General features: G+C 67.1%; 16 protein-coding genes. 8 read left to right on the top strand and 8 right to left on the bottom strand.

Features of this window, described 5'->3' with window-relative positions; genetic code table 11:
• Positions 1 to 48: 48 nt before the first annotated feature.
• On the bottom strand, positions 49 to 1,332 hold the full coding sequence (locus J5M86_RS08540) for an HRDC domain-containing protein (RefSeq protein WP_188061037.1): 1,284 nt from the start codon (positions 1,330 to 1,332) through the stop codon (positions 49 to 51).
• Positions 1,329 to 1,907 carry a DUF3000 domain-containing protein gene (locus tag J5M86_RS08535; RefSeq protein ID WP_256433465.1) on the bottom strand — a complete coding sequence of 193 codons (579 nt, stop codon included), beginning with the start codon at positions 1,905 to 1,907 and terminating at the stop codon, positions 1,329 to 1,331. The genes J5M86_RS08540 and J5M86_RS08535 overlap by 4 nt, the downstream gene beginning before the upstream one ends.
• Positions 1,908 to 1,919: 12 nt before the next feature.
• Between J5M86_RS08535 and hemE the strand changes: the two genes are divergently transcribed.
• Positions 1,920 to 3,032, top strand: a complete 1,113-nt coding sequence (hemE, locus tag J5M86_RS08530; RefSeq protein ID WP_370587351.1) for a uroporphyrinogen decarboxylase — start codon at positions 1,920 to 1,922, stop codon at positions 3,030 to 3,032.
• Positions 3,033 to 3,036: 4 nt separating this feature from the next.
• On the opposite strand, the gene J5M86_RS08525 is transcribed toward hemE, so the two are convergent.
• A complete protein-coding gene (locus J5M86_RS08525) occupies positions 3,037 to 3,744 on the bottom strand; it encodes a YitT family protein (protein WP_188061040.1) in 708 nt (235 codons plus the stop codon).
• 53 nt (positions 3,745 to 3,797) lie between these two features.
• Here J5M86_RS08525 and J5M86_RS08520 point away from each other — a divergent pair, with 53 nt between their 5' ends.
• The 3 genes from J5M86_RS08520 to hemQ are packed head-to-tail and all read left to right on the top strand — an operon-like array spanning position 3,798 to position 7,363.
• Complete coding sequence (locus J5M86_RS08520) at positions 3,798 to 5,195, top strand: PLP-dependent aminotransferase family protein (protein WP_188061041.1); 1,398 nt, start codon at positions 3,798 to 3,800, stop codon at positions 5,193 to 5,195.
• Positions 5,196 to 5,243: 48 nt separating this feature from the next.
• On the top strand, positions 5,244 to 6,638 hold the full coding sequence (hemG, locus tag J5M86_RS08515) for a protoporphyrinogen oxidase (protein ID WP_305847079.1): 1,395 nt from the start codon (positions 5,244 to 5,246) through the stop codon (positions 6,636 to 6,638).
• Positions 6,639 to 6,646: 8 nt separating this feature from the next.
• Entirely contained in the window at positions 6,647 to 7,363 is a 717-nt protein-coding gene (gene hemQ / locus J5M86_RS08510) for a hydrogen peroxide-dependent heme synthase (RefSeq protein WP_188061043.1), read from the top strand.
• 67 nt (positions 7,364 to 7,430) lie between these two features.
• On the opposite strand, the gene msrB is transcribed toward hemQ, so the two are convergent.
• Together msrB and J5M86_RS08500 are read right to left on the bottom strand one after the other, a co-directional pair.
• Positions 7,431 to 7,832, bottom strand: coding sequence for a peptide-methionine (R)-S-oxide reductase MsrB (gene msrB / locus J5M86_RS08505; RefSeq protein WP_188061044.1), 402 nt, complete (start codon positions 7,830 to 7,832; stop codon positions 7,431 to 7,433).
• A 90-nt stretch (positions 7,833 to 7,922) separates the two neighbouring features.
• Positions 7,923 to 10,313 (bottom strand): lamin tail domain-containing protein, encoded by a 2,391-nt coding sequence (locus J5M86_RS08500; RefSeq protein WP_208965002.1) that lies wholly within the window; start codon positions 10,311 to 10,313, stop codon positions 7,923 to 7,925.
• 163 nt (positions 10,314 to 10,476) lie between these two features.
• Here J5M86_RS08500 and ligD point away from each other — a divergent pair, with 163 nt between their 5' ends.
• Complete coding sequence (gene ligD, locus J5M86_RS08495) at positions 10,477 to 11,535, top strand: non-homologous end-joining DNA ligase (RefSeq protein WP_188061045.1); 1,059 nt, start codon at positions 10,477 to 10,479, stop codon at positions 11,533 to 11,535.
• 12 nt (positions 11,536 to 11,547) lie between these two features.
• Here the strand turns inward: ligD and J5M86_RS08490 are convergent, their stop codons facing one another.
• Positions 11,548 to 12,606 carry an ATP-dependent DNA ligase gene (locus tag J5M86_RS08490; protein ID WP_188061046.1) on the bottom strand — a complete coding sequence of 353 codons (1,059 nt, stop codon included), beginning with the start codon at positions 12,604 to 12,606 and terminating at the stop codon, positions 11,548 to 11,550.
• 88 nt (positions 12,607 to 12,694) lie between these two features.
• On the opposite strand from J5M86_RS08490, the gene J5M86_RS08485 reads away from it, so the two are divergent.
• Positions 12,695 to 13,789, top strand: coding sequence for a S9 family peptidase (locus J5M86_RS08485; RefSeq protein WP_244328281.1), 1,095 nt, complete (start codon positions 12,695 to 12,697; stop codon positions 13,787 to 13,789).
• Here the strand turns inward: J5M86_RS08485 and J5M86_RS08480 are convergent.
• Positions 13,754 to 14,455: a dihydrofolate reductase family protein gene (locus J5M86_RS08480; protein WP_188061048.1), complete on the bottom strand. Its 702-nt coding sequence runs from the start codon at positions 14,453 to 14,455 to the stop codon at positions 13,754 to 13,756. The genes J5M86_RS08485 and J5M86_RS08480 overlap by 36 nt on opposite strands.
• Positions 14,456 to 14,485: 30 nt before the next feature.
• On the opposite strand from J5M86_RS08480, the gene J5M86_RS08475 reads away from it, so the two are divergent.
• The gene (locus J5M86_RS08475) at positions 14,486 to 15,394 is read left to right on the top strand and encodes a PPK2 family polyphosphate kinase (protein ID WP_188061181.1); all 909 of its coding nucleotides are present in this window, start codon (positions 14,486 to 14,488) and stop codon (positions 15,392 to 15,394) included.
• Positions 15,395 to 15,476: 82 nt separating this feature from the next.
• On the opposite strand, the gene glgX is transcribed toward J5M86_RS08475, so the two are convergent.
• Positions 15,477 to 17,624 carry a glycogen debranching protein GlgX gene (gene glgX, locus J5M86_RS08470; RefSeq protein WP_188061049.1) on the bottom strand — a complete coding sequence of 716 codons (2,148 nt, stop codon included), beginning with the start codon at positions 17,622 to 17,624 and terminating at the stop codon, positions 15,477 to 15,479.
• Positions 17,625 to 17,713: 89 nt separating this feature from the next.
• Here glgX and J5M86_RS08465 point away from each other — a divergent pair, with 89 nt between their 5' ends.
• Positions 17,714 to 18,820, top strand: a complete 1,107-nt coding sequence (locus tag J5M86_RS08465; protein WP_244328279.1) for a YihY/virulence factor BrkB family protein — start codon at positions 17,714 to 17,716, stop codon at positions 18,818 to 18,820.
• Positions 18,821 to 18,833 lie beyond the last annotated feature (13 nt).

Genomic DNA, 18,833 nt, shown 5'->3' with positions numbered 1-18,833 from the left:
TGCCTCCCTGGGTGAGTCAATGGGTCAGCACGACTCTAACCGGCGTTGTTACTTGCTGGTAGGCAGGTTGGCGGAAACTGCGTCCGCGATGATCGGCGCTGCGATCTCGACCTGCCAGGGACGCGCGCCGAGATCGGTGAGTTGCTGCCGAACCCGTTCTGCGTCAAGGGGTTCGGGCGGTGACCAGAGCACCCGGCGCAGGGTGTCAGGGGTCAGGAGGTTCTCGACCGGGATCTGGCGTTCCTCGGACACACCGGCCAGCGCCTCCCGAGCCGCACTCAGACGAGCGGCCGCCACCGGGTCGCGATCGGCCCATGCGCGGGCCGGAGGCGGGCCTTCGGTGCGGGCATTGGCCGCGGGGAGCTGCTTGTCGGGCAACTGGCCTGCCCGGCGCAGGGCGTCCAGCCACTTGTCACGGTGTCGCAGCAGCCCCGGGTGCGGACGACCACCGGAGCGTCCTTTCGGTGGAGCCGCGCGAACCTGCGCGAGCTCGGCGGCATTCTTGGGGTCTTTGTTGGCCAGCTCGACCAGGAGCGCGTCGGGCAGCACGCGACCGGGTGCGGTGTCGCGCTGCTGGGCGAGCGCGTCACGGGTCAGCCACAGCTCCCGCACGCGGGCCACAGCGCGCCGGTTCTTGGTGCGATGCATGCCGGAGGTGCGCCGCCAGGGCTCCTCGCGCACGGGCGCGGTGAAGTGGGTGAGAGCGGCGAATTCCTGTGCGGCCCATTCGCCCTTGCCCTGCTGTTGCAGGTCGGCTGCGAGCGCATCCCGCACCTGGATCAGCACCTCGACATCGAGCGCGGCGTAGGTGAGCCACGACTGCGGGAAGGGCCGCTCCGACCAGTCGACGGCGGAGTGCTCCTTGGCGAGGGTGACGCCGAGGTAGTGCTCGACGACCGCCGCCAGGCCCACCCGTGGCAGACCGGCCAGCCGGGAGCCGAGCTCGGTGTCGAAGAGGGAGGTGGGGTGCAGGCCCACCTCGGCCAGGCAGGGCAGATCCTGGGTGGCTGCGTGCAGCACCCACTCGGCGTCGCCCAGTGCGTCCTGGATCGGGCTGAGGTCAGGGCAGGCGATCGGGTCGATCAGGAACGAGCCGGCTCCCTCGCGCCGAAGTTGCACCAGGTAGGCGCGATTGCCGTACCGGAATCCGGAGGCACGTTCGGCATCGACAGCGACGGGGCCATCCGCACCGGCCAGAGCCTGCGCCGCTGCGTCGAGCGCACGCTCGGATTCGATGACTTCGGGGACGCCGTCCTTGGGTGCCGCCAGCAGCGGATACTCCGGCTTCGGGGGAGTGGAATCGCCTGCTGGGGCAGATGCGTGGTCGGTCATCGACGCTGACCCGGCAGCGCGACGACGCCTTCGGGCAGCGGCGGCAGTCCCGCGATGGTGCACAGCATCGCGCCCCACGCCTGCAGGTGAGTGGTGAGGTCGTCGGTGGTCGGAGTCCACGAGGCGCGGATCTCCATCTCGACGCTCGTGCCGTTCTCGGTGAGTCCGCCAAAGCCTTGGGAGAGCACGCGTGTGACGGTGCCTGCTTCGGCAGTGAACGCGGCGCCTGCTTCATGGAGGGCGTCGGTCAGCCACGACCATCCGACCTCGCCGAGCAAAGGATCAGAGGCGAGTTCGGGCTCGAGCTCGGCGCGGGCGAAGGTGACCACGCGCCAGGCGCCGTCCCAGGGTTCGGGGCACGACGGGTCGTGCAGCACCACGAACCGGCCGGTGGCCGACTCGTCGTCGTCGGAGGTCGCGACATCGGCGGTCATCGCCACCGAGTAGGGCGCAATACGCCCGGGAGCCGGCACCTCGGTGAGGCTCACTTCGGGGCGGAGCCGGACGCCTTCCAGCTCACGGACGACACGACTGAAGCGCGACCCGATGTCGTTACTCGCATTCTTCGAACCCACGTCGTCGAGGGTATGTCGAACATGCCTTCGAACCCTGCAGCGGCGCGCCGGTGCAGCCCACATGGCAGGATCGAGGCCGTGAATGCCGTGTCTGCTGATCCCCGTGAGAGCAACCTCGTCCGCGCTGCCCGCGGCCAGTCGACGACCCACACGCCGGTGTGGTTCATGCGTCAGGCAGGACGATCGCTGCCGGAGTACAAGAAGGTGCGCGAGGGCATTCCCATGCTGCAGTCGTGCCGCATGCCGGAGTTGGTCACCGAGATCACCCTGCAGCCGGTGCGCCGCCACAAGGTCGACGCCGCCATCTTCTTCAGCGACATCGTGGTGCCCTTGGCGGCTGCGGGTATCGACCTCGACATCGTCCCCGGTGTCGGTCCGGTGATCGCCAACCCGGTGCGCACGGCCGCCGATGTCGAGGCACTGCCCGAGCTGACGCCCGACCAGATCGACGACATCGCCACGTCGGTGAAGATGCTCGTCGGCGAGCTCGGTGGCACCCCGCTCATCGGTTTCGCGGGGGCACCGTTCACTCTTGCCAGCTACCTCGTGGAGGGCGGACCCTCGCGCAATCACGAGCACACCAAGGCGATGATGTACGGCGATCCTGGCCTGTGGAACGCGTTGTGCGCCAAGCTTGCTCGCATCTCGCAGACCTTCCTGCAGGTGCAGGTCGAAGCCGGCGCCAGCGCGATCCAGCTCTTCGACTCCTGGGTCGGTGCGCTGAGCCTCGCCGACTACCAGCGCTTCGTGGCGCCCCACTCCGCCGCAGTGCTCGGCGCCATGGGGGAGTTGGACGTCCCACGCATCCACTTCGGGGTCGGAACCGGTGAGTTGTTGCCCGCGATGGGCGCCGCCGGTGCGGACGTCGTCGGCGTCGACTTCCGCATTCCGCTGGACGAGGCGGCTCGCCGCGTCGGGCCGGAATACGCACTGCAGGGCAACCTCGACCCGGCGCTGCTCTTCGCGCCGTGGCCCGCCATCGAGCAGAAGGTCATCGAGATCCTCGCGGCCGGCAAGACCGCCAAGGGCCACATCTTCAACCTCGGCCACGGGGTGCCGCCGACCACCGACGCCGAGGTGCTCACCCGCGTCGTGGAGTTGGTGCACGAGCACTCGGCTCGCTGACCCCTCAGTCGCCTCGTTCGGCGAGCTCCTCCTCGGACGGCGTCGTGTGTCCGGGAAGGTCGACGATGCAGCGCGGCAAGAATGCCTGGACGAGCGGGCCGATCAGCAGGGCGTAGAGCAGCGTCCCGACTCCGACGATGCCACCCAGCAACCAGCCCATCGCCAGGACGGTGAGTTCGATGCCGGTGCGCACCAGCCGCAGGCTCACGCCGGTGCGGCGGTGCAGGCCGGTCATCAGGCCGTCGCGCGGACCCGGGCCGAGCTGACTGCCGATGTAGAGCGCTCCACCGAGGGCGTTGATCACCAGCCCCGCAATGAACATCGAGGTCTGGTTGAAGAGTCCGTGCGCTGTCGGCACAAGCGCCAGGGAGATGTCGGTGGCCACACCGATCCAGACCGTATTGGCGATAGTGCCCAGGCCCGGCCACTGGCGCAGGGGTGCCCAGAGCAACAACACCGGGATACTCACCACGATCACCGTGACGCCGAGGGTCCAGCCGGTGTGCAGGAAGACGCCGTAGTGGAAGACATCCCACGGGTCGAGCCCGATGCCGGCGCGCACCATCATCGCCATCGCCAGGCCGTAGAGCGAGAGCCCGATGAAGAGCTGGACGAGCCTGCGCGGCATCCGACCAGCGCGTAGCTGCTCGATGGGCGAGAGGTTCGCAAGCTCTCGGCGGGGTGTGGCGACGGTGCTGCTCATGGGCTCCATCGTGGCGCAGAAGTGGCCTTGCTGGAAAGGGCCACTTGTGTGAGAGTGGTCGCATGGTCGGACGAATCTCCGGAACTCGCTTACGCGCCTTGCTCGGGCAGGAGCGCAGCGAACAACCCACATACCTCTGGGTTGCCGATGGCGTGCGCGCGGCCGTTGCCGACGGACGAGTGCTGCCCGGCATGCGCTTGCCCAGCGAGCGCGAACTGGCGCCGGCTCTGGGGGTTTCACGCACGACGGTGACCCGGGCCTACGGCGTGCTGGTCGAGCGAGGCTACGCACGGGCGGAGCACGGTTCGGGCACGCGCGTCACCCTGCCCGGCGGCGCTGCGGCAGGCGGTGGGGAGCCGCTTGCTGACGAACCGATCGACCCCGACACTGCCAATTTCATGCAGGCCGCGCCGCCGGCGACACCCGGCCTGCAGGCGGCATTCGAGCGAGCACTGGAGCAGTTGCCCCGGTACACCGCTGGCCGCGGCTACTTCCCCTACGGCATTCCGCCGCTGCGGGAAGCCATCGCCCAGCGTTACCGCGACCGCGGTGTCGCGACCACAGCCGACCAGATCGTCGTGACCACCGGCGCGACGGCAGCGGCGAGCCTTGCCCTGACGTCACTGACGCCACGGGGTGTGCGCGTGAGCCTCGACAGCCCGGGTTACCCGAACACCGTTGCGGCAGTGCGAGCGATCGGGCGCCGGCCGGTCGCGGTGCCCGCTGCGGGTGGGGAGTTCGATGCCGAGGAGTTCGAGCAGATCTCCAAGCAGGCCCCCGCCTGCCTGACGGTCGTCGACTTCAAGAACCCCACCGGTCTGCTGTTGGACGACGCCGATCGCGATCGCCTGGCACACATCTGGCGCTCCCAGAGCACCCTCGCCGTGGTCGACGAAACACTGTGTGAGACCTGGCTGGAGAAACGCCCCGACGTGCTGCCGATGGCGGCCCACCACGATGCCGTCATCACGGTCGGCTCGGCGAGCAAGACGCACTGGGGCGGCTTGCGCCTGGGCTGGGTGCGCGCGCCACGCCAGCATGTGCGGCCGTTGGCCGTCGCCCGACGGACGACCGATCTCGGGTCTTCCGTCCTCGACCAGTTGGCGCTCGCCGAGATGCTCACGGAGCAACCCGGTCTGCACAGCGACACCCGTGCCGCGCTGATCGAGTCTCGTGACCTACTGATGGACTTCGGGCAGCAGCGCGGATGGCAGGCACAGCGTCCGAGCGGTGGACTGTCGATCTGGTGGCGGCTGCCGACGCCGCGCAGCCGGCAACTCGTCGCAGCCGCAGCGCGCGAGGGTGTCGGACTCCTGTCCGGCGCTGCTTTTGCAGCGTCCGGGAACGGCCTGGACGGCTTCATGCGCACGCCATTCGCCTTGCGGCCACACGAGATTCGCGAACTCCTTCCCGCTCTTGACTGTGCAGTCCAGACGTGCGGACTGAGCGGCTCGCGGTAGTACTACCCGGCGTCGGAGATGCAAGCTACTCGTGGGAAACTGGGCCACGTGGTTGAAGTAGCCGTGATCGGTGGCGGTATCGCCGGACTCAGCACCGCGTGGGAGTTACTCCGTGCCGGTGCCCGAGTCACCGTCCTGGAATCGACCGACCGCGTCGGCGGCAAGCTGCGCACCGAATCCATCGCTGGGTCGATGGTCGACATCGGGGCCGAATCGATGCTCGGACGCCGCCCCGAAACCCGGGCGCTCGTCGCCGAACTCGGCCTCGACGTGGTAGCCCCCGCGATGCTCGGAGCCGCGGTGTGGAGCCGCGGCGAAATGCAGCCGATGCCGCGCGGCACCCTCATGGGCGTGCCGTCGGATGCCGCCGGTCTGCGTGGGCTGCTCAGTGACGACGAGGTCGAGCGCGCAGCGCAGGAGCAGCCGGTCGAGTTCGACGGTGACGACATCTCGGTCGGCGATGCGGTCGAGCAGGCCTTCGGCCCCGCGGTGGTCGATCGCCTGGTCGAGCCCTTGCTCGGTGGTGTCTACGCCGGCGACGCCCGCTACCTCTCCCTGCGTGCCTGTGTCCCGCAGCTGTACGACGTTGTGCGAGAAGGACGTTCGCTGCAGGAGGCAGCTGCTGCGGCGTCCCGCTTCCAGGCCACCCCGGCTGCGGCGACCGACGACGAACCTCCGGTGTTCGCGGGTTTGCGCGGTGGCATCGGCACACTGCCGCAGATCATGGTCGATCGCTTGGAGGCCGGGGGAGCACGCGTCCGCACCGGCGTCACCGTCACCGGGTTGGAGCCGGACGAGCGCGGCTGGATGCTTCGCCAGGGCGACGGCGAGGCGCAGCGCTTCGACGGCGTCGTGGTGGCGACCCCTGGTCCGGCCACTGCACGGCTGCTCGAAGCGTCCGCGCCCACGGCGGCGCAGTTGCTCCGCTCGATCGAATACGCCTCGATGGCCGTCATCACCTACGCCTTCCCGGGTTCGGTGCGCGAGCAACTTCCGGAGCAGTCCGGTTTCCTGGTGCCGCCGCTGGACGGCCGCCGCATCAAGGCGTCCACCTTCAGCTCGCTGAAGTGGCCCTGGCTGGGGCAGCAGCGTCCTGACCTGGTCTATGCGCGCGTCTCGATGGGTCGCTTCCGCGACGCCGAGGCGTTGCAGCGCCCCGATGCGGTGCTGGCGGCCGACGGCCTGCGCGAACTGCGCGAGGCGGTGGGCGAGTTGCCTGCTCCGGTCGCCGTCAACGTCAAACGGTGGGGTGGTGGCCTGCCGCAGTACGCCACCGGTCACGTCGACCTCGTCGCCCGCATTCGCGACGAAGTCGCTTGTCTGCCAAGGATTTCCGTCGCCGGTGCTGCCTATGACGGCGTCGGCATCCCGGCCTGTATCGGCTCCGGACGCGCCGCCGCCCGAGCCGTGCACGAACAACTGATCCCATCCGATTCGAGATAAGGACGGTCATGACCGACCACGAGCAGTTCCCCGAGCCCACTCCCGAGCAGGCTGAGGAGATCAACAACACCATCCGGTACGCGATGTACTCGGTCTTCAAAGCGGTTCGTCCGATGCCCGACAACCGCAAGAAGGCCGTGAAGGAGGCGGAGAAGTTCTTCGCCTCGCTGGAGAAGTCGGGCGTCGTCGTCCGCGGCATCTACGACGTCGGCGGCCTGCGCGCCGACGCCGACCTGCTGGTGTGGTGGCACGCCGACACCATCGAGCAGTTGCAGGACGCCTACCACGGCTTCTTGCGCACCCAGCTGGGCCAGAGCTTCGATGCGGTGTGGTCGAACGCCGGTCTGCACCGCGCTGCAGAGTTCAACCGCGGTCACGTGCCGGCTTTCCTCGCCGGTGAAGAGGCCGGGAAGTACGTCTGCGTCTACCCCTTCGTGCGCTCCTACGACTGGTACATCCTGCCCGAGGAGGACCGCCGTCGCATGCTGCGCGAGCACGGCGAGGCGGCGCGCGACTACAAGGACGTGCGTGCCAATACCATCTCCTCGTTCGCGCTCGGCGACTACGAGTGGTTGCTCGCCTTCGAAGCCGGCGAACTGCACCGCATCGTCGACCTCATGCGCGACCTGCGAGCGGTCGACGCGCGCCGTCACGTGCGCGAGGAGATCCCCTTCTTCACCGGCCCGCAGATCACCATCGCCGACCTGGTCGAACAGCTGCGCTGATCGGTCGCACGTCAACGAACCGGCCCGTCCATCTGGACGGGCCGGTTCGTTTGTCCTGCAATCACTTTCAGTCAGTGGGCTCGAGCTTCAAGCTCACCGAGTTGATGCAGTAGCGCTGGTCGGTCGGGGTGTCGTAGCCCTCGCCCTCGAAGACGTGGCCGAGGTGGGAATCACAACTGGCACAACGCACCTCGGTGCGCACCATGCCCATCGAGCGGTCCTCGATGAGGGTGACGTTTTCCCCTTCCGTCGGTGCGTAGAAGGACGGCCAGCCGCAGTGGCTGTGGAACTTGGTGGTGTCGCGGAAGAGTTCGACGCCGCACGCCCGACAGCTGTAGACACCCTGCGTCTCGGTGTCGGTGTATTCGCCGGTGAACGGACGCTCGGTGCCTCCCTCGCGCAGCACGGCGTACTCGGCGGGGCTGAGTTGCTCGCGCCACTCCTGCTCGGTCTTGGTCACCTTGGCCATGTCGACCACTCTCCTTCACCTCGGGGTTGCAACGGCACAACGCCGGGGGCGGGCAGGAACATTCCTACCCGCCCCAAGGAGGTGTTGGACTCAGCGGGTCACTTGCACCGGAAGCCGCACGATCTGCGGGTCGTGATCGGAGTCCTGATCGCTGAACTCGGCATTGGTGTGGACGATGTCGTAGGAGTAGCGCTTGTTCGCCATCGTGCGCACCAGGTTGGGGCTGAGCAGGATGTGGTCGAGCACCTGGCTGTTGCCCTGGTAGACGTAGGTGTACCGCTCACCGGCCGGCAACGTGCGCGGCAGATCGGTCAACGCGGTGGATCCACCGCCCACCAGGGTGTCGGTGGTGCGGCTGAACTCGAAGTCGTTGATGTCACCGAGCACGATGACATTCGCCTTCGGGTCGGCTGCCAGCAGCTTGTCGACGAAGCCCCGGACGACGGTGGCCTGGCTGTGCCGTTGGGTTTCCGAGCTTCGCACCGGCTGCTGGAAGCGTCCGAAGAGCGGGTCGTCGCCGCCCTTGGAGTTGAAATGGTTGGCGACCACGAAGACGCTGCGGTCGTTCCAGCTGAACTGACCCACGAGGGGCTTACGGGAGTTGGCCCACGCGGCGTTGGTGGGGTCGATGCGTCCGGGGGACTGGGTGAGGCCGGTGTCGCGGCCGGTGCCCACGACACCGATCGAGCTGTTGGCGGTTGCGCCGGGCTTGTCGACGAAGGAGACGCCGCGGTCGGTGCGGTAGAGGAAGACCTGACGGATGTTTCCGCCGGGCGCTCCACCGTCCTGCAGGTTGGCCGGGTTGACCCACTTGGCTTGGTATGCCGGGCCGCCCACCGCCTTGATCGCTGCGATGAGGGCGTCACTGGTTTTGGTCGAATCGACAACGCCGTCGTTGGTGGCACCGCTGTCGTCCTGGATCTCCTCAAGGGCGAGGATGTCGGGCGCCTTCAGATTGGTGACCACCTGCCGCGCCAGACGGGCAAACTTGGTCGCGGGATCGGAAGGCGCAAGATTCTCCACGTTGAAGGTGGCCACGGCCAGCTCGTTGCCAGCGGGGGCGGCGGTGACCTCGCGCTGGATTCCCTTGGCGCTCAACGTGCCTGCCTGCGTTGCGTAGACCACGTAGTTGGCGAAGGAGTAGTCGAGCACTCCGACCGTCGAGCCCGCGTAGACGTCTCCGGTCTGCGCGGTGGACACCGCGCCCTTGATGAGCGAGTCGTTGAGGATGAGCCGCTGCGAGTTCGGGTTGTCATAGGAGCCGTAGACCACCCCGCCGCGAGGGGAGTTGATCGCCGAGACGTGCTGACCAGGCACCACGGGCGTTTCGCCGTACCTGATGCTGGTCGGTCCGACCGCGCGGGCGTCCTTGAAACCGACGCGCATGCCTTCGAGTGATTCGTTGAAGTCGATCGCGTTGGTGGTCGGGTCGAAGGTCACGCCGCCGGCCTCGACCGATCCCGGGTCACCGGCGAAGATCGACTGCGGCGGCGCCACCCGGTCGACACCGAGGACCACTGGAGCCGGCAGCGGCTGGCCCGAGGCCCCGACGGTGACGGTCGGGTTGTCCAGTTCGGTGGTGGTCAGGTTGCTCGTGCCACCCGATCCGCCCGCGCGGTATTCCGCCACCGTGCCGGCCACGGTCACGGCGTCACCGACTGCGACGTTCGGCGCGGTGCGACTGAAGACGTAGATGCCTTCGCTGGTCCTGGGGTCGTCGTCCGGAGCGCTCGACTGAATCCAGAAGCCGGAGCTCTTGACCGCCGTCACGATGCCCGTGACGTCCTTCACCTGGCGGCCGTTCATCGGCGAGATGTGCGAGGCGCCCTGGATCTGGGCGACCGTCGCACTCACGCCGGTGTCCGGGGCAGTGGGGGTGCACTCCTGCGGGCCGGCGGCCGAGTTTCGTGGGGTGGGTGCGCCGGTGGCGAAATCGGCTGCGTTGTCGTCGGTATCGGTGCACGGCGACTTACGCGCCGAGGACGTCGCATTCGAGGTGGCGGGTGCCGGGCCGCCCTCGCTGGCCGAGGCGCTGCCCCAGCCGAGCAGATCGATGGTCTGGCCCGATGGGTTGACCAGCGCAACCCGCCCGCCGGTGCTGCTCATCGGGATCGTGCCGACGACGTCCGGCGTGGGCAGTGCCTGGGCCGACGTGTTCGCACCGGACGCCTGCTTGACCAGGAAGCTCGAACCGGGCGCGACGGTGCCGGTCAAGGGTGTCCGTTGAGCGGTGGTGCCACTGGCCGACCAGTACTGCACGCTCCAGCCCGCGAGATCGACCGGAGCGCCGCTGAGGTTGTAGAGCTCGATGAAGTCGCTGTTGAGTAAGGCACCGGAGTTGCCTCCGCCGCCGTACACCTCGGCGATGACGACGGAACTGGATGCGGCGCGGGCTGCCGGCGCACACCAGCCAGCGGTCGTGACGGCAAGTGCGGCCACCGATCCGGTAACGGCGGTGCGGACGAAGGGAGACATCGACATGGGGGCGTCTTTCGGATCGCGGGGGAGTCGAACAGTCGTGACGCTATGGCGGTTGTGGGTACCGAACGGTCGGCGCAGGGTGAACATCGAGCAACAGTTCGGTCTGCATTCGGGCAAGGAATGGTCAGCAAACGGTCAAGAGCGAGGGCCCTAGAGTTGCGTCATGGCAGCTGCGAAGCCGGTGATGCTCGAGATCGAGGGCACGAACGGCGAAACCCGGACGGTGAAGATCTCCAGCCCCGACCGAGTCATCTTTCCCGGCGACGGCATCACCAAGGAAGATCTCGCTCGCTACCTGGTGGCCGTGGGTGGACCGTTCATCCACGCCAATGGCGGCAGACCTGTTGCGCTGCAACGCTTCCCGGAGGGCATCGAGGGCGAGCAGTTCTTCTCCAAGAACCCACCCCGCGGCGTCCCCGACTACGTGCAGACGGTCATGTGTACCTACCCGTCGGGACGCAAGCACGCCCAACTGGTGCTCGACGAGCCGGCAGCGGCCGTGTGGTGCGCGCAGATGAACACCGTCACCTTCCACCCGTGGCCGGTGAAAGCGGACAACAACGACAACCCGGACGAGTTGCGGATCGACCTCGACCCACAACCGGGTCGTGACTTCAAGGACGCCGTCGAGGCAGCCTTCGGTCTGCGAGAGCTGTTGCAGGAGTTGGGTTTCACTCCGCGGGTGAAGACCTCGGGTAACCGCGGGGTGCACGTCTACGCGTCCATTGCCCCGACTCATGAGTTCCTGGACGTACGGCACGGCGTCATCGGCGTGGCCCGTGAACTGGAGCGCCGCATGCCTGAGCTGGTCACCACCGCCTGGTGGAAGGAGCAGCGCGGGGAGAAGATCTTCGTCGACTTCAACCAGGCCTGCCGCGACCGCACCATCGCCGGTGCCTACTCACCGCGGCCGCTGCCTGGCGCGCCGGTGTCGATGCCTCTCACCTGGGACGTACTGCGTGATGCCGATCCGGCCGACTACACCGTGCGCACGGCTCCGGAGATCCTCGCGGAGCGCGGGGATGCGTGGGCCGAGCTCGGCGCACCTGGCGATATCACCGCTGCGATCGCGTTGTGGGACAAGGACATCCAGGAGCGCGGTCTCGGCGAACTCAACTTCCCGCCCGACTACCCGAAGATGCCCGGTGAGCCGCCCCGCGTGCAGCCCAGCAAGAAGGTGGCCGAGCACTGGGACGCCGAAGGCAACCGCGTCGAGAAGTAGCCGGTGCCCCGCTCAACTCGAGAGCACGTCGCCCAGGTCATAGGCCTTGGCCCGATCGACCTGATCGAGCCGGCACGACTCCGGTTCGCGGTCGGGGCGCCAGCGCAGGAAGGTGACTCCATGACGGAAGCGTGAGCCTTCGAGCTGGTCGAACTTCACCTCGACCACGCGCTCGGGCCGCAGCCTGACGAAGGAGACGTCCTTGTTGCTGCTGAACCTCGAACGATCCGTCTCGCCGCGCACTGCGTCCCCTGCGTCATCGGTGACCACCAGGTCAGCCAGTTCGTCGATGAGCTCGACCCGGCGCTTGGCAGTGAAGGCCAGGATGCCGCCGACATTGCGCAGGTTGCCTTCGTCGTCGTAGAGGCCGAGCAATAAGGAGCCGACACCGTTGCCGCTCTTGTGGATCCGATAGCCGAGCAGCACCGCGTCGCAGGTGCGACTGTGCTTGATCTTGAGCATGGTGCGCTTGCCCGGCTGGTAGCTGCCGCTGAGGTCTTTGGCAATGACCCCGTCCAGGCCAGCGCCTTCGAACTGCTCGAACCATCGGGTCGCCACCGCCGGGTCGTCGGTCACCCGCGTGACATGGAACGGGCTGCCCTTGGGCACGTGCGCCAGGCCGTCGACCAAGGCTGTGCGGCGCACCGAGAAGGGTTCGTCCATGAGCGAGTCACCGCCCATCCAGAGCGCATCGAAGAAGACGATCTCGGCGGGGGTTTCCACCGACAGCTTGTTGACCCGGGACGCCGCCGGATGGATGCGCTGGCCGAGAGCCTCGAAACTCAGGCGCTCGGCGCCGGGGGAGCCGGACCGCACGATCACTTCGCCGTCGAGCACGCACTGGTCAGGTAGATCCAGCCGGGCAGCTTCGATCAGCTCGGGGAAGTAGCGAGTCAGCGGTTTCGATCCGCGCGACTCGAGTTCGACGTCGTCGCTGTCCTTGACCAGGATGCAGCGGAAGCCGTCCCACTTGGGCTCGTAGGAGTAGCTCACCTTCTCCGACGAGGGCGGGACGCTTGGGGCAGCCTTGGCCAGCATCGGCGTGATCGGAGTTTTGAAGGGGACGGTCATGCCGTCATTGTGTCGCGGCTGACACGATGGGGGTGTGCAACCTCGACACCTCGTCCGTGCGGCTTCGATACTGGGAGCCGGAGCCATGATGGGAGCCGCCAGCGCTGCGTCCGCGGCTGCTTACTTCGCGCGCAAGGTGCTCACCCCCGAACCACCGGCCGACGACAGCGTCGTGCGCACCTTTTCCGACCTCACGATCACCCTGGACGCCAACGACGAGACCGTCTCGCCGGGACGCTACGGCTTGTGGGTCGGCGGCTACAACACCCATGCCCGTATCGGTGAGGTGCTCGGGGTGCAGGGCAAGGAAGTGACCCGGGAATTGCTGGGCGTCGACTTCGGTCAGTTGGCAGCCGGGCCCGCGCGGGTCAACGGCAGCTACTACGCCGGTCCACCGGCCGACTCGCTCGGCATCGACCTGGACGAGGTCACCTATCGCAGCCCGGTGGGTGACATGCCGGCGTGGCGGATGACGGTGCCGGACTCCACCCGATGGGCCGTACTCGTGCACGGTCGAGGTGCATTGCGATCGGAATGTCTGCGGGCGCTGCCGACGCTGCAACGCTGCGGCATCAACGCGCTGATCATCAACTACCGCAACGACGTCGGCGTACCAGCCGGTGCCGATGGCCTCTACAACCTCGGCCTCACCGAATGGCAGGACGTCGAAGCGGCGATGCGGCATGTGCTCGACGAGGGCGCCACCGACATCCAGCTCTTCGGTTGGTCGATGGGTGGAGCGACCGTGCTGCAGACCGTCGACCGCTCACCCCTGGCCGAGCACGTCAGTCGCCTTGTCCTCGACGCTCCGGTGATCAATTGGCGGCACGTGCTGGCTCACCACGCCGGACTCAACAAACTGCCGGGTGTTGTCAACGACATGGGGCAGCAGATGATGCGAGGACGCCTGCACCGCAACCTGATCGGTCTTGCCGAGCCGCTCGACATCACGCGCGCCGACTGGGTGACGCGCGCCGATGAACTCACCAAGCCCACGTTGCTCATCCATTCCGAGGACGACGAATTCGTGCCGATCGCTCCGTCGGTGGAGTTGGCGGAACTGCGGCCGGACATCATCAAACTCGACCGCTACCAGCAAGCGCGGCATTGTCGGGAATGGAATGTCGACAGCGAGCGATGGGAACGCTCAGTGCGCAGCTTCTGCGCTCCCGCCGGCGCGTAGCGACCACCGGGCCAGCAACGTCGAGTCGCTCTCGATGAGGCCCACCAGTTGCGCATCCAGGCGCAGGTCGTCGCCGTCGACCATGCGGTGCGCCGATCCACCGACCAGTTGCGGCGAGGTGGTCAGGCAGATCTCGTCGACCACCGAGGCGGCAAGCGCCAGCGAGGTGACGGTCGGGCCACCTTCGAGCAGCACCCTCTCGTAGCCGCGGCGGCGTAGTTGGTGGAAGGCCCGTTGCACGCCGTCGGGTCCGCTGGTGTCGAGGGCGAAGACATCGCTGCGTGCCATCGTGTCCATGCCCGGCGGGAGTTCACCGTGGGTCGAGAGCACGGCCATCGCGGGGTGCGGAGGGCGTCCGGCACGCAACGAGGTCCATCGCTCGTCGGTGATCGGAGCGTCGTACTCCTCTGCGCGGGCGGTGCCAGCACCGACCACCACGACGTCGGCCCACGCTCGTAGCATCTGGAAGACCAGGCCGTCGACATCGTTGTTGATCGAGCCCGACCGGTGATCGGCTCCGACCACCGAACCATCTACGGTCGCAACGAAGTTCAGACGCACGAACCAGCCTGTGTCGTCCGCCAAGCCGTACGCCGCAGGGAGATCCGCGGGCTCCAGCCGTGCGTCCTGCTCGTGATCGCCATGATGGGCCAACAGATTCCTCATGTCGGCCATCCAATCGTGAGAACATCCCCTATGGCCAAGAAGAAGTCGAAGAAGTCCGTCAAGGAAAAGGCGCCCAAGGAGAAGCCCGGCGGCGTCGATCTCGCGACCGAGATCGTCCAGAAGCTGCGCGTCACGCAGGGATTCCAACTCGCGTCGTTCGATGCTTCTTCGACTCCCGGCTTCAAGGGCGACAAGGCGGCGGCCGAGGAACTACTGGCTGCCGGTGTCGACGAGCTCGACACTCTGCAGGAACGGCTGTACGCCGGTGGGCGTGATGGGGAGGGCCCGTCGATCCTGCTCGTCGTGCAGGGCATGGACACCTCCGGCAAGGGCGGCATCATGCGGCACGTCGTCGGCAGCGTCGACCCGCAGGGTGTGCAGCTGACCTCCTTCAAGGCGCCGAATGCCGAAGAGCGGAAACACCCGTTCCTCTGGCGCATCCGCAAGGCACTGCCGAAGCCCGGATACATCGGGGTCTTCGATCGCTCGCACTACGAGGACGTTCTCATCGTGCGGGTGCATAATCTCGTCCCGGCGAGCACTTGGCAGCGGCGCTACGGCCAGATCAACACCTTCGAGAAGTCGGTGTCGGGCAACGACACCCACATCATCAAGATCATGTTGCACATCTCGGCCGACGAGCAGAAGGCACGCCTGCGCGAGCGGCTCGACCGCCCCGACAAGTGGTGGAAGTTCAATCCAGGCGACCTGGACGAGCGTGAGCACTGGCCCGCCTACCAGGAGGCCTACCAGGCGGTGCTCGACAAGACGTCGACCGACACCGCGCCCTGGTACGTCGTGCCCGCCGACCGCAAGTGGTTCGCCCGCCTGGCCGTCCAGCAGATCCTGCTGCACCACCTGCGAGCGCTCGACCTGCAATGGCCAGCCGCCGAGTTCGACGTGGAGGAGCAGAAGCAGCGACTCGCCGAATGCCGGTGACCTGCATCTGAAAGGGCCCGACCAACACTCATGTTGGTCGGGCCGTTTTCAGTTCGACTGAGTTCAGTTCAGACTCATCTGATCAGTTCTCGTCGGATGTGCAGTGCAGCACGGCGATCGAGTGAGCCGGGACGGTGTACTCGTAGCCGCCCTCGATCGTCTCCTGGAACTGGTCGTCCTCGTCATCAGCCGAGGTGTCGATCGCCACGCTCCATTCGGCGTCCGCAACGACCGACGGCACCGTGAATTCGAGGTTTTCGTCGCCGCCGTTGAACAGCAGCAGGAAGTGGTCGTCGACGACCCGGCGCCCCTGCGGGTCGGGTGCCTGGATCGCGGTGCCGTTGAGGAACACCGTCATCGAGCGAGCCAGACGGTTGCGCCAGTCGAGCTCGGTCATCGCGTTGCCGTCGGGGGAGTACCAGCCGATGTCGCCGATGGTGCTCTCGCCGCCGTGGTCGGCCTGGCCCTGGAAGAAGCGCCGACGGCAGAACGTCGGGTGCTCCAGACGCAGCTTGATCAGCCGGCTGGTGAACTCGAGCAGCGACTGCTGTTCCTCGTCCAGATCCCAGTCGATCCAGGAGATCTCGTTGTCCTGGCAGTAGACATTGTTGTTGCCGCCCTGGCTGCGTCCGAGCTCGTCGCCGTGCGCCATCATCGGCACGCCTTGGCTCAGCAGCAGGGTGGTGAGGAAGTTGCGCTGCTGGCGACGACGCAGGGCCCGGACGGACGCATCATCGGTCGGACCCTCGACGCCGCAGTTCCACGAGCGGTTGTGCGACTCGCCGTCGTTGCCGTCCTCGCCGTTGGCGTCGTTGTGCTTCTCGTTGTAGCTCACCAGGTCGCGCAGGGTGAATCCGTCGTGCGCAGTGATGAAGTTGATCGACGCGATCGGGCGACGTCCCGAATGGGCGTACAGATCGCTGGATCCGGTGATACGAGAAGCGAATTCGCCCAAGGTGGACGGCTCACCGCGCCAGAAGTCGCGCACGGTGTCGCGGTACTTGCCGTTCCACTCGGTCCACAGCGGTGGGAAGTTGCCCACCTGGTAACCGCCGTCGCCGAGGTCCCACGGCTCGGCGATCAGTTTCACCTGGCTGATGATGGGGTCCTGCTGGATGATGTCGAAGAACGCCGAGAGTCGGTCGACCTCGTGGAACTGGCGGGCCAACGTGGCGGCGAGGTCGAACCGGAAACCGTCGACGTGCATCTCGGTCACCCAGTAGCGCAGCGAGTCCATGATCAACTGCAGGACGTGCGGGCTGCGCATCAGCAGGCTGTTGCCGGTGCCGGTGGTGTCGTAGTAGTGCGACTTGTCGCTGTCGACCAGCCGGTAGTAGTCGGCGTTGTCGAGACCGCGGAAAGCGATCGTGGGGCCGAGCTGGTTTCCTTCGGCGGTGTGGTTGTAGACGACGTCGAGAATGACCTCGATGTTCGCGGCGTGCAGTGCCTTCACCATCGCCTTGAACTCGGTTACCTGCTGCCCGTCGGTGCCGCTGCTGCTGTAAGCGTTGTGCGGTGCCAGGAAGCCGATCGTGTTGTAGCCCCAGTAGTTCGACAGGCCCTTGTCGACCAGGGTGGTGTCCTGCACGAACTGGTGCACCGGCAGCAGTTCCACAGCGGTGACGCCGAGTTCGGTGAGGTGGTCGACGATCGCGGGGTGGCCGAGCGCGGCGTAGGTGCCCCGGATCTCCTCCGGCACGTCCGGGTGGGTCATCGTCAGGCCCTTGACGTGGGTCTCGTAGATCACGCTGTCGTGGTACTCGTGCCGCGGCGGGCGATCGTGGCCCCAGTCGAAGAACGGGTTGACGACCACCGAGAGCATCGTGTGGCCCAGTGAGTCGTCGTCGTTGAACTCGGTCGGGTCCTCGAAGCGGTAGGAGAAGAGCGACTCGTCGCCGTCGATCTGACCGTCGAAGGCCTTCGCATACGGGTCGAGCAGGAGTTTGGCCGGGTTGCAGCGGTGGCCGTTGTCGGGGTCGTAGGGGCCGTGCACGCGGTAGCCGTAGCGCTGCCCGGGCTGGATGCCAGGAACATAGGCGTGCCACACGTGCCCGTCGACCTCGGTGAGCTCGATCCGCTCCTCGGTCAAGGTGGTGGTGCCGCTGGTGTCGTCGGGTTCGAGCAGGCAGAGTTCGACCCGCTCCGCCACTGAGGAGAAGATCGCGAAATTGACCCCGGAACCGTCGAAGGTCGCACCGAGCGGGTAGGGCTGTCCTGGCCATATGTCCATGGCACGCCATTGTGGTGCACGAAGGTGACTGTTTGGACCACTACCGTGGAGGACGTGAGTGCGAAGACCGGACGGACCGGGGTGCGTAGGTGAGTGTGCGCGCCTCCACCGTCGCGGCACTCAGCAGGGTGCCGGGCCTGTTGGGGCTTGCCCGACTCGTGCGCGAGACCTTCCGTGTCTGCATGCAGTACCGCGTCACCGGGCTTGCCGCCGAGGCCGGCTTCTTCGCGCTGTTGTCCTTCCCGCCCCTGGTCTTCGGACTGCTGGGTGGGGTGGGCTACCTGGGTGGCTGGCTGGGCGACAACGCTGTGGCGAGATTCACAGAGGCCATCGAGAGCTACGCGACGCAGTTCTTCTCCGAGGAGAGCCTGCAGCAGGTGATCATGCCGACCATCTCCGACGCGCTGCGTGGTGGGCGCCCTGATGTCATCTCGGCCGGTTTCCTGCTCTCGTTGTGGTCGGGCTCGCGAGCCCTCAACGTGCTGCTCGACACCGTGTCGATCATGTACGGCCAGGGTGGCGAGCGCGGCATCGTGCGCACCCGGCTGATGAGCCTGTCACTGTACTTCGTCACCTTGGTCTTCGGCGCGATCGTGGTGCCGCTCATCGTCGTCGGACCGCAGTTGCTCAGCGAATGGCTGCCGGGCCAACTCCAAGTGCTGATGATGTTCTACTGGCCGCTTGTCGGCGGCCTGACCGTGCTCGGCTTCTCGACGTTGTTCTACATCGCCACCCCGCACAAGACACCCTGGGTGCGAGACCTCCCGGGCGCGATCCTCACGCTGGCGATCTGGGTGCTCTCGGCGATGGCGCTGCGCTATCTGCTCGGCGCGTCAGTCGGCGGCACGAGCATCTACGGACCGCTGGCCGCCGCGATCGTCGTGCTCATCTGGATGTACTTCCTCGGCATCGCGGTGCTGATCGGTGCGGCGCTCAATGCCGCCACGATGCGCCTGTGGCCGGTGGAGCTGAAGGGGCCGGTGCACGAGCGTGCACGCGAGTTCCTCACCGACGGAGTGCAGCGCACCCGCGAAAAGCTGGCAGACACCCGCTCTGGCCCCATCCCGTTGGGGCGCCGGCCGGCGGGCAAACCGGCAGCCGCCCGCGAGCACGATGACTCGGACGCCGATGAAGCCACCGCGTCCGATTCGAAAGGCGGCGCGTCCCGATTGGATTCACCTGCCTCGATCGGTTAGCCTCATGCAGCGC

Source organism: Yimella sp. cx-51, from assembly GCF_017654605.1.
In the GTDB taxonomy this organism is placed as follows: domain Bacteria; phylum Actinomycetota; class Actinomycetes; order Actinomycetales; family Dermatophilaceae; genus Yimella.
Note: the sequence above shows the minus strand (reverse complement) of the source record. Positions and strands in the feature narration are given on the sequence as shown.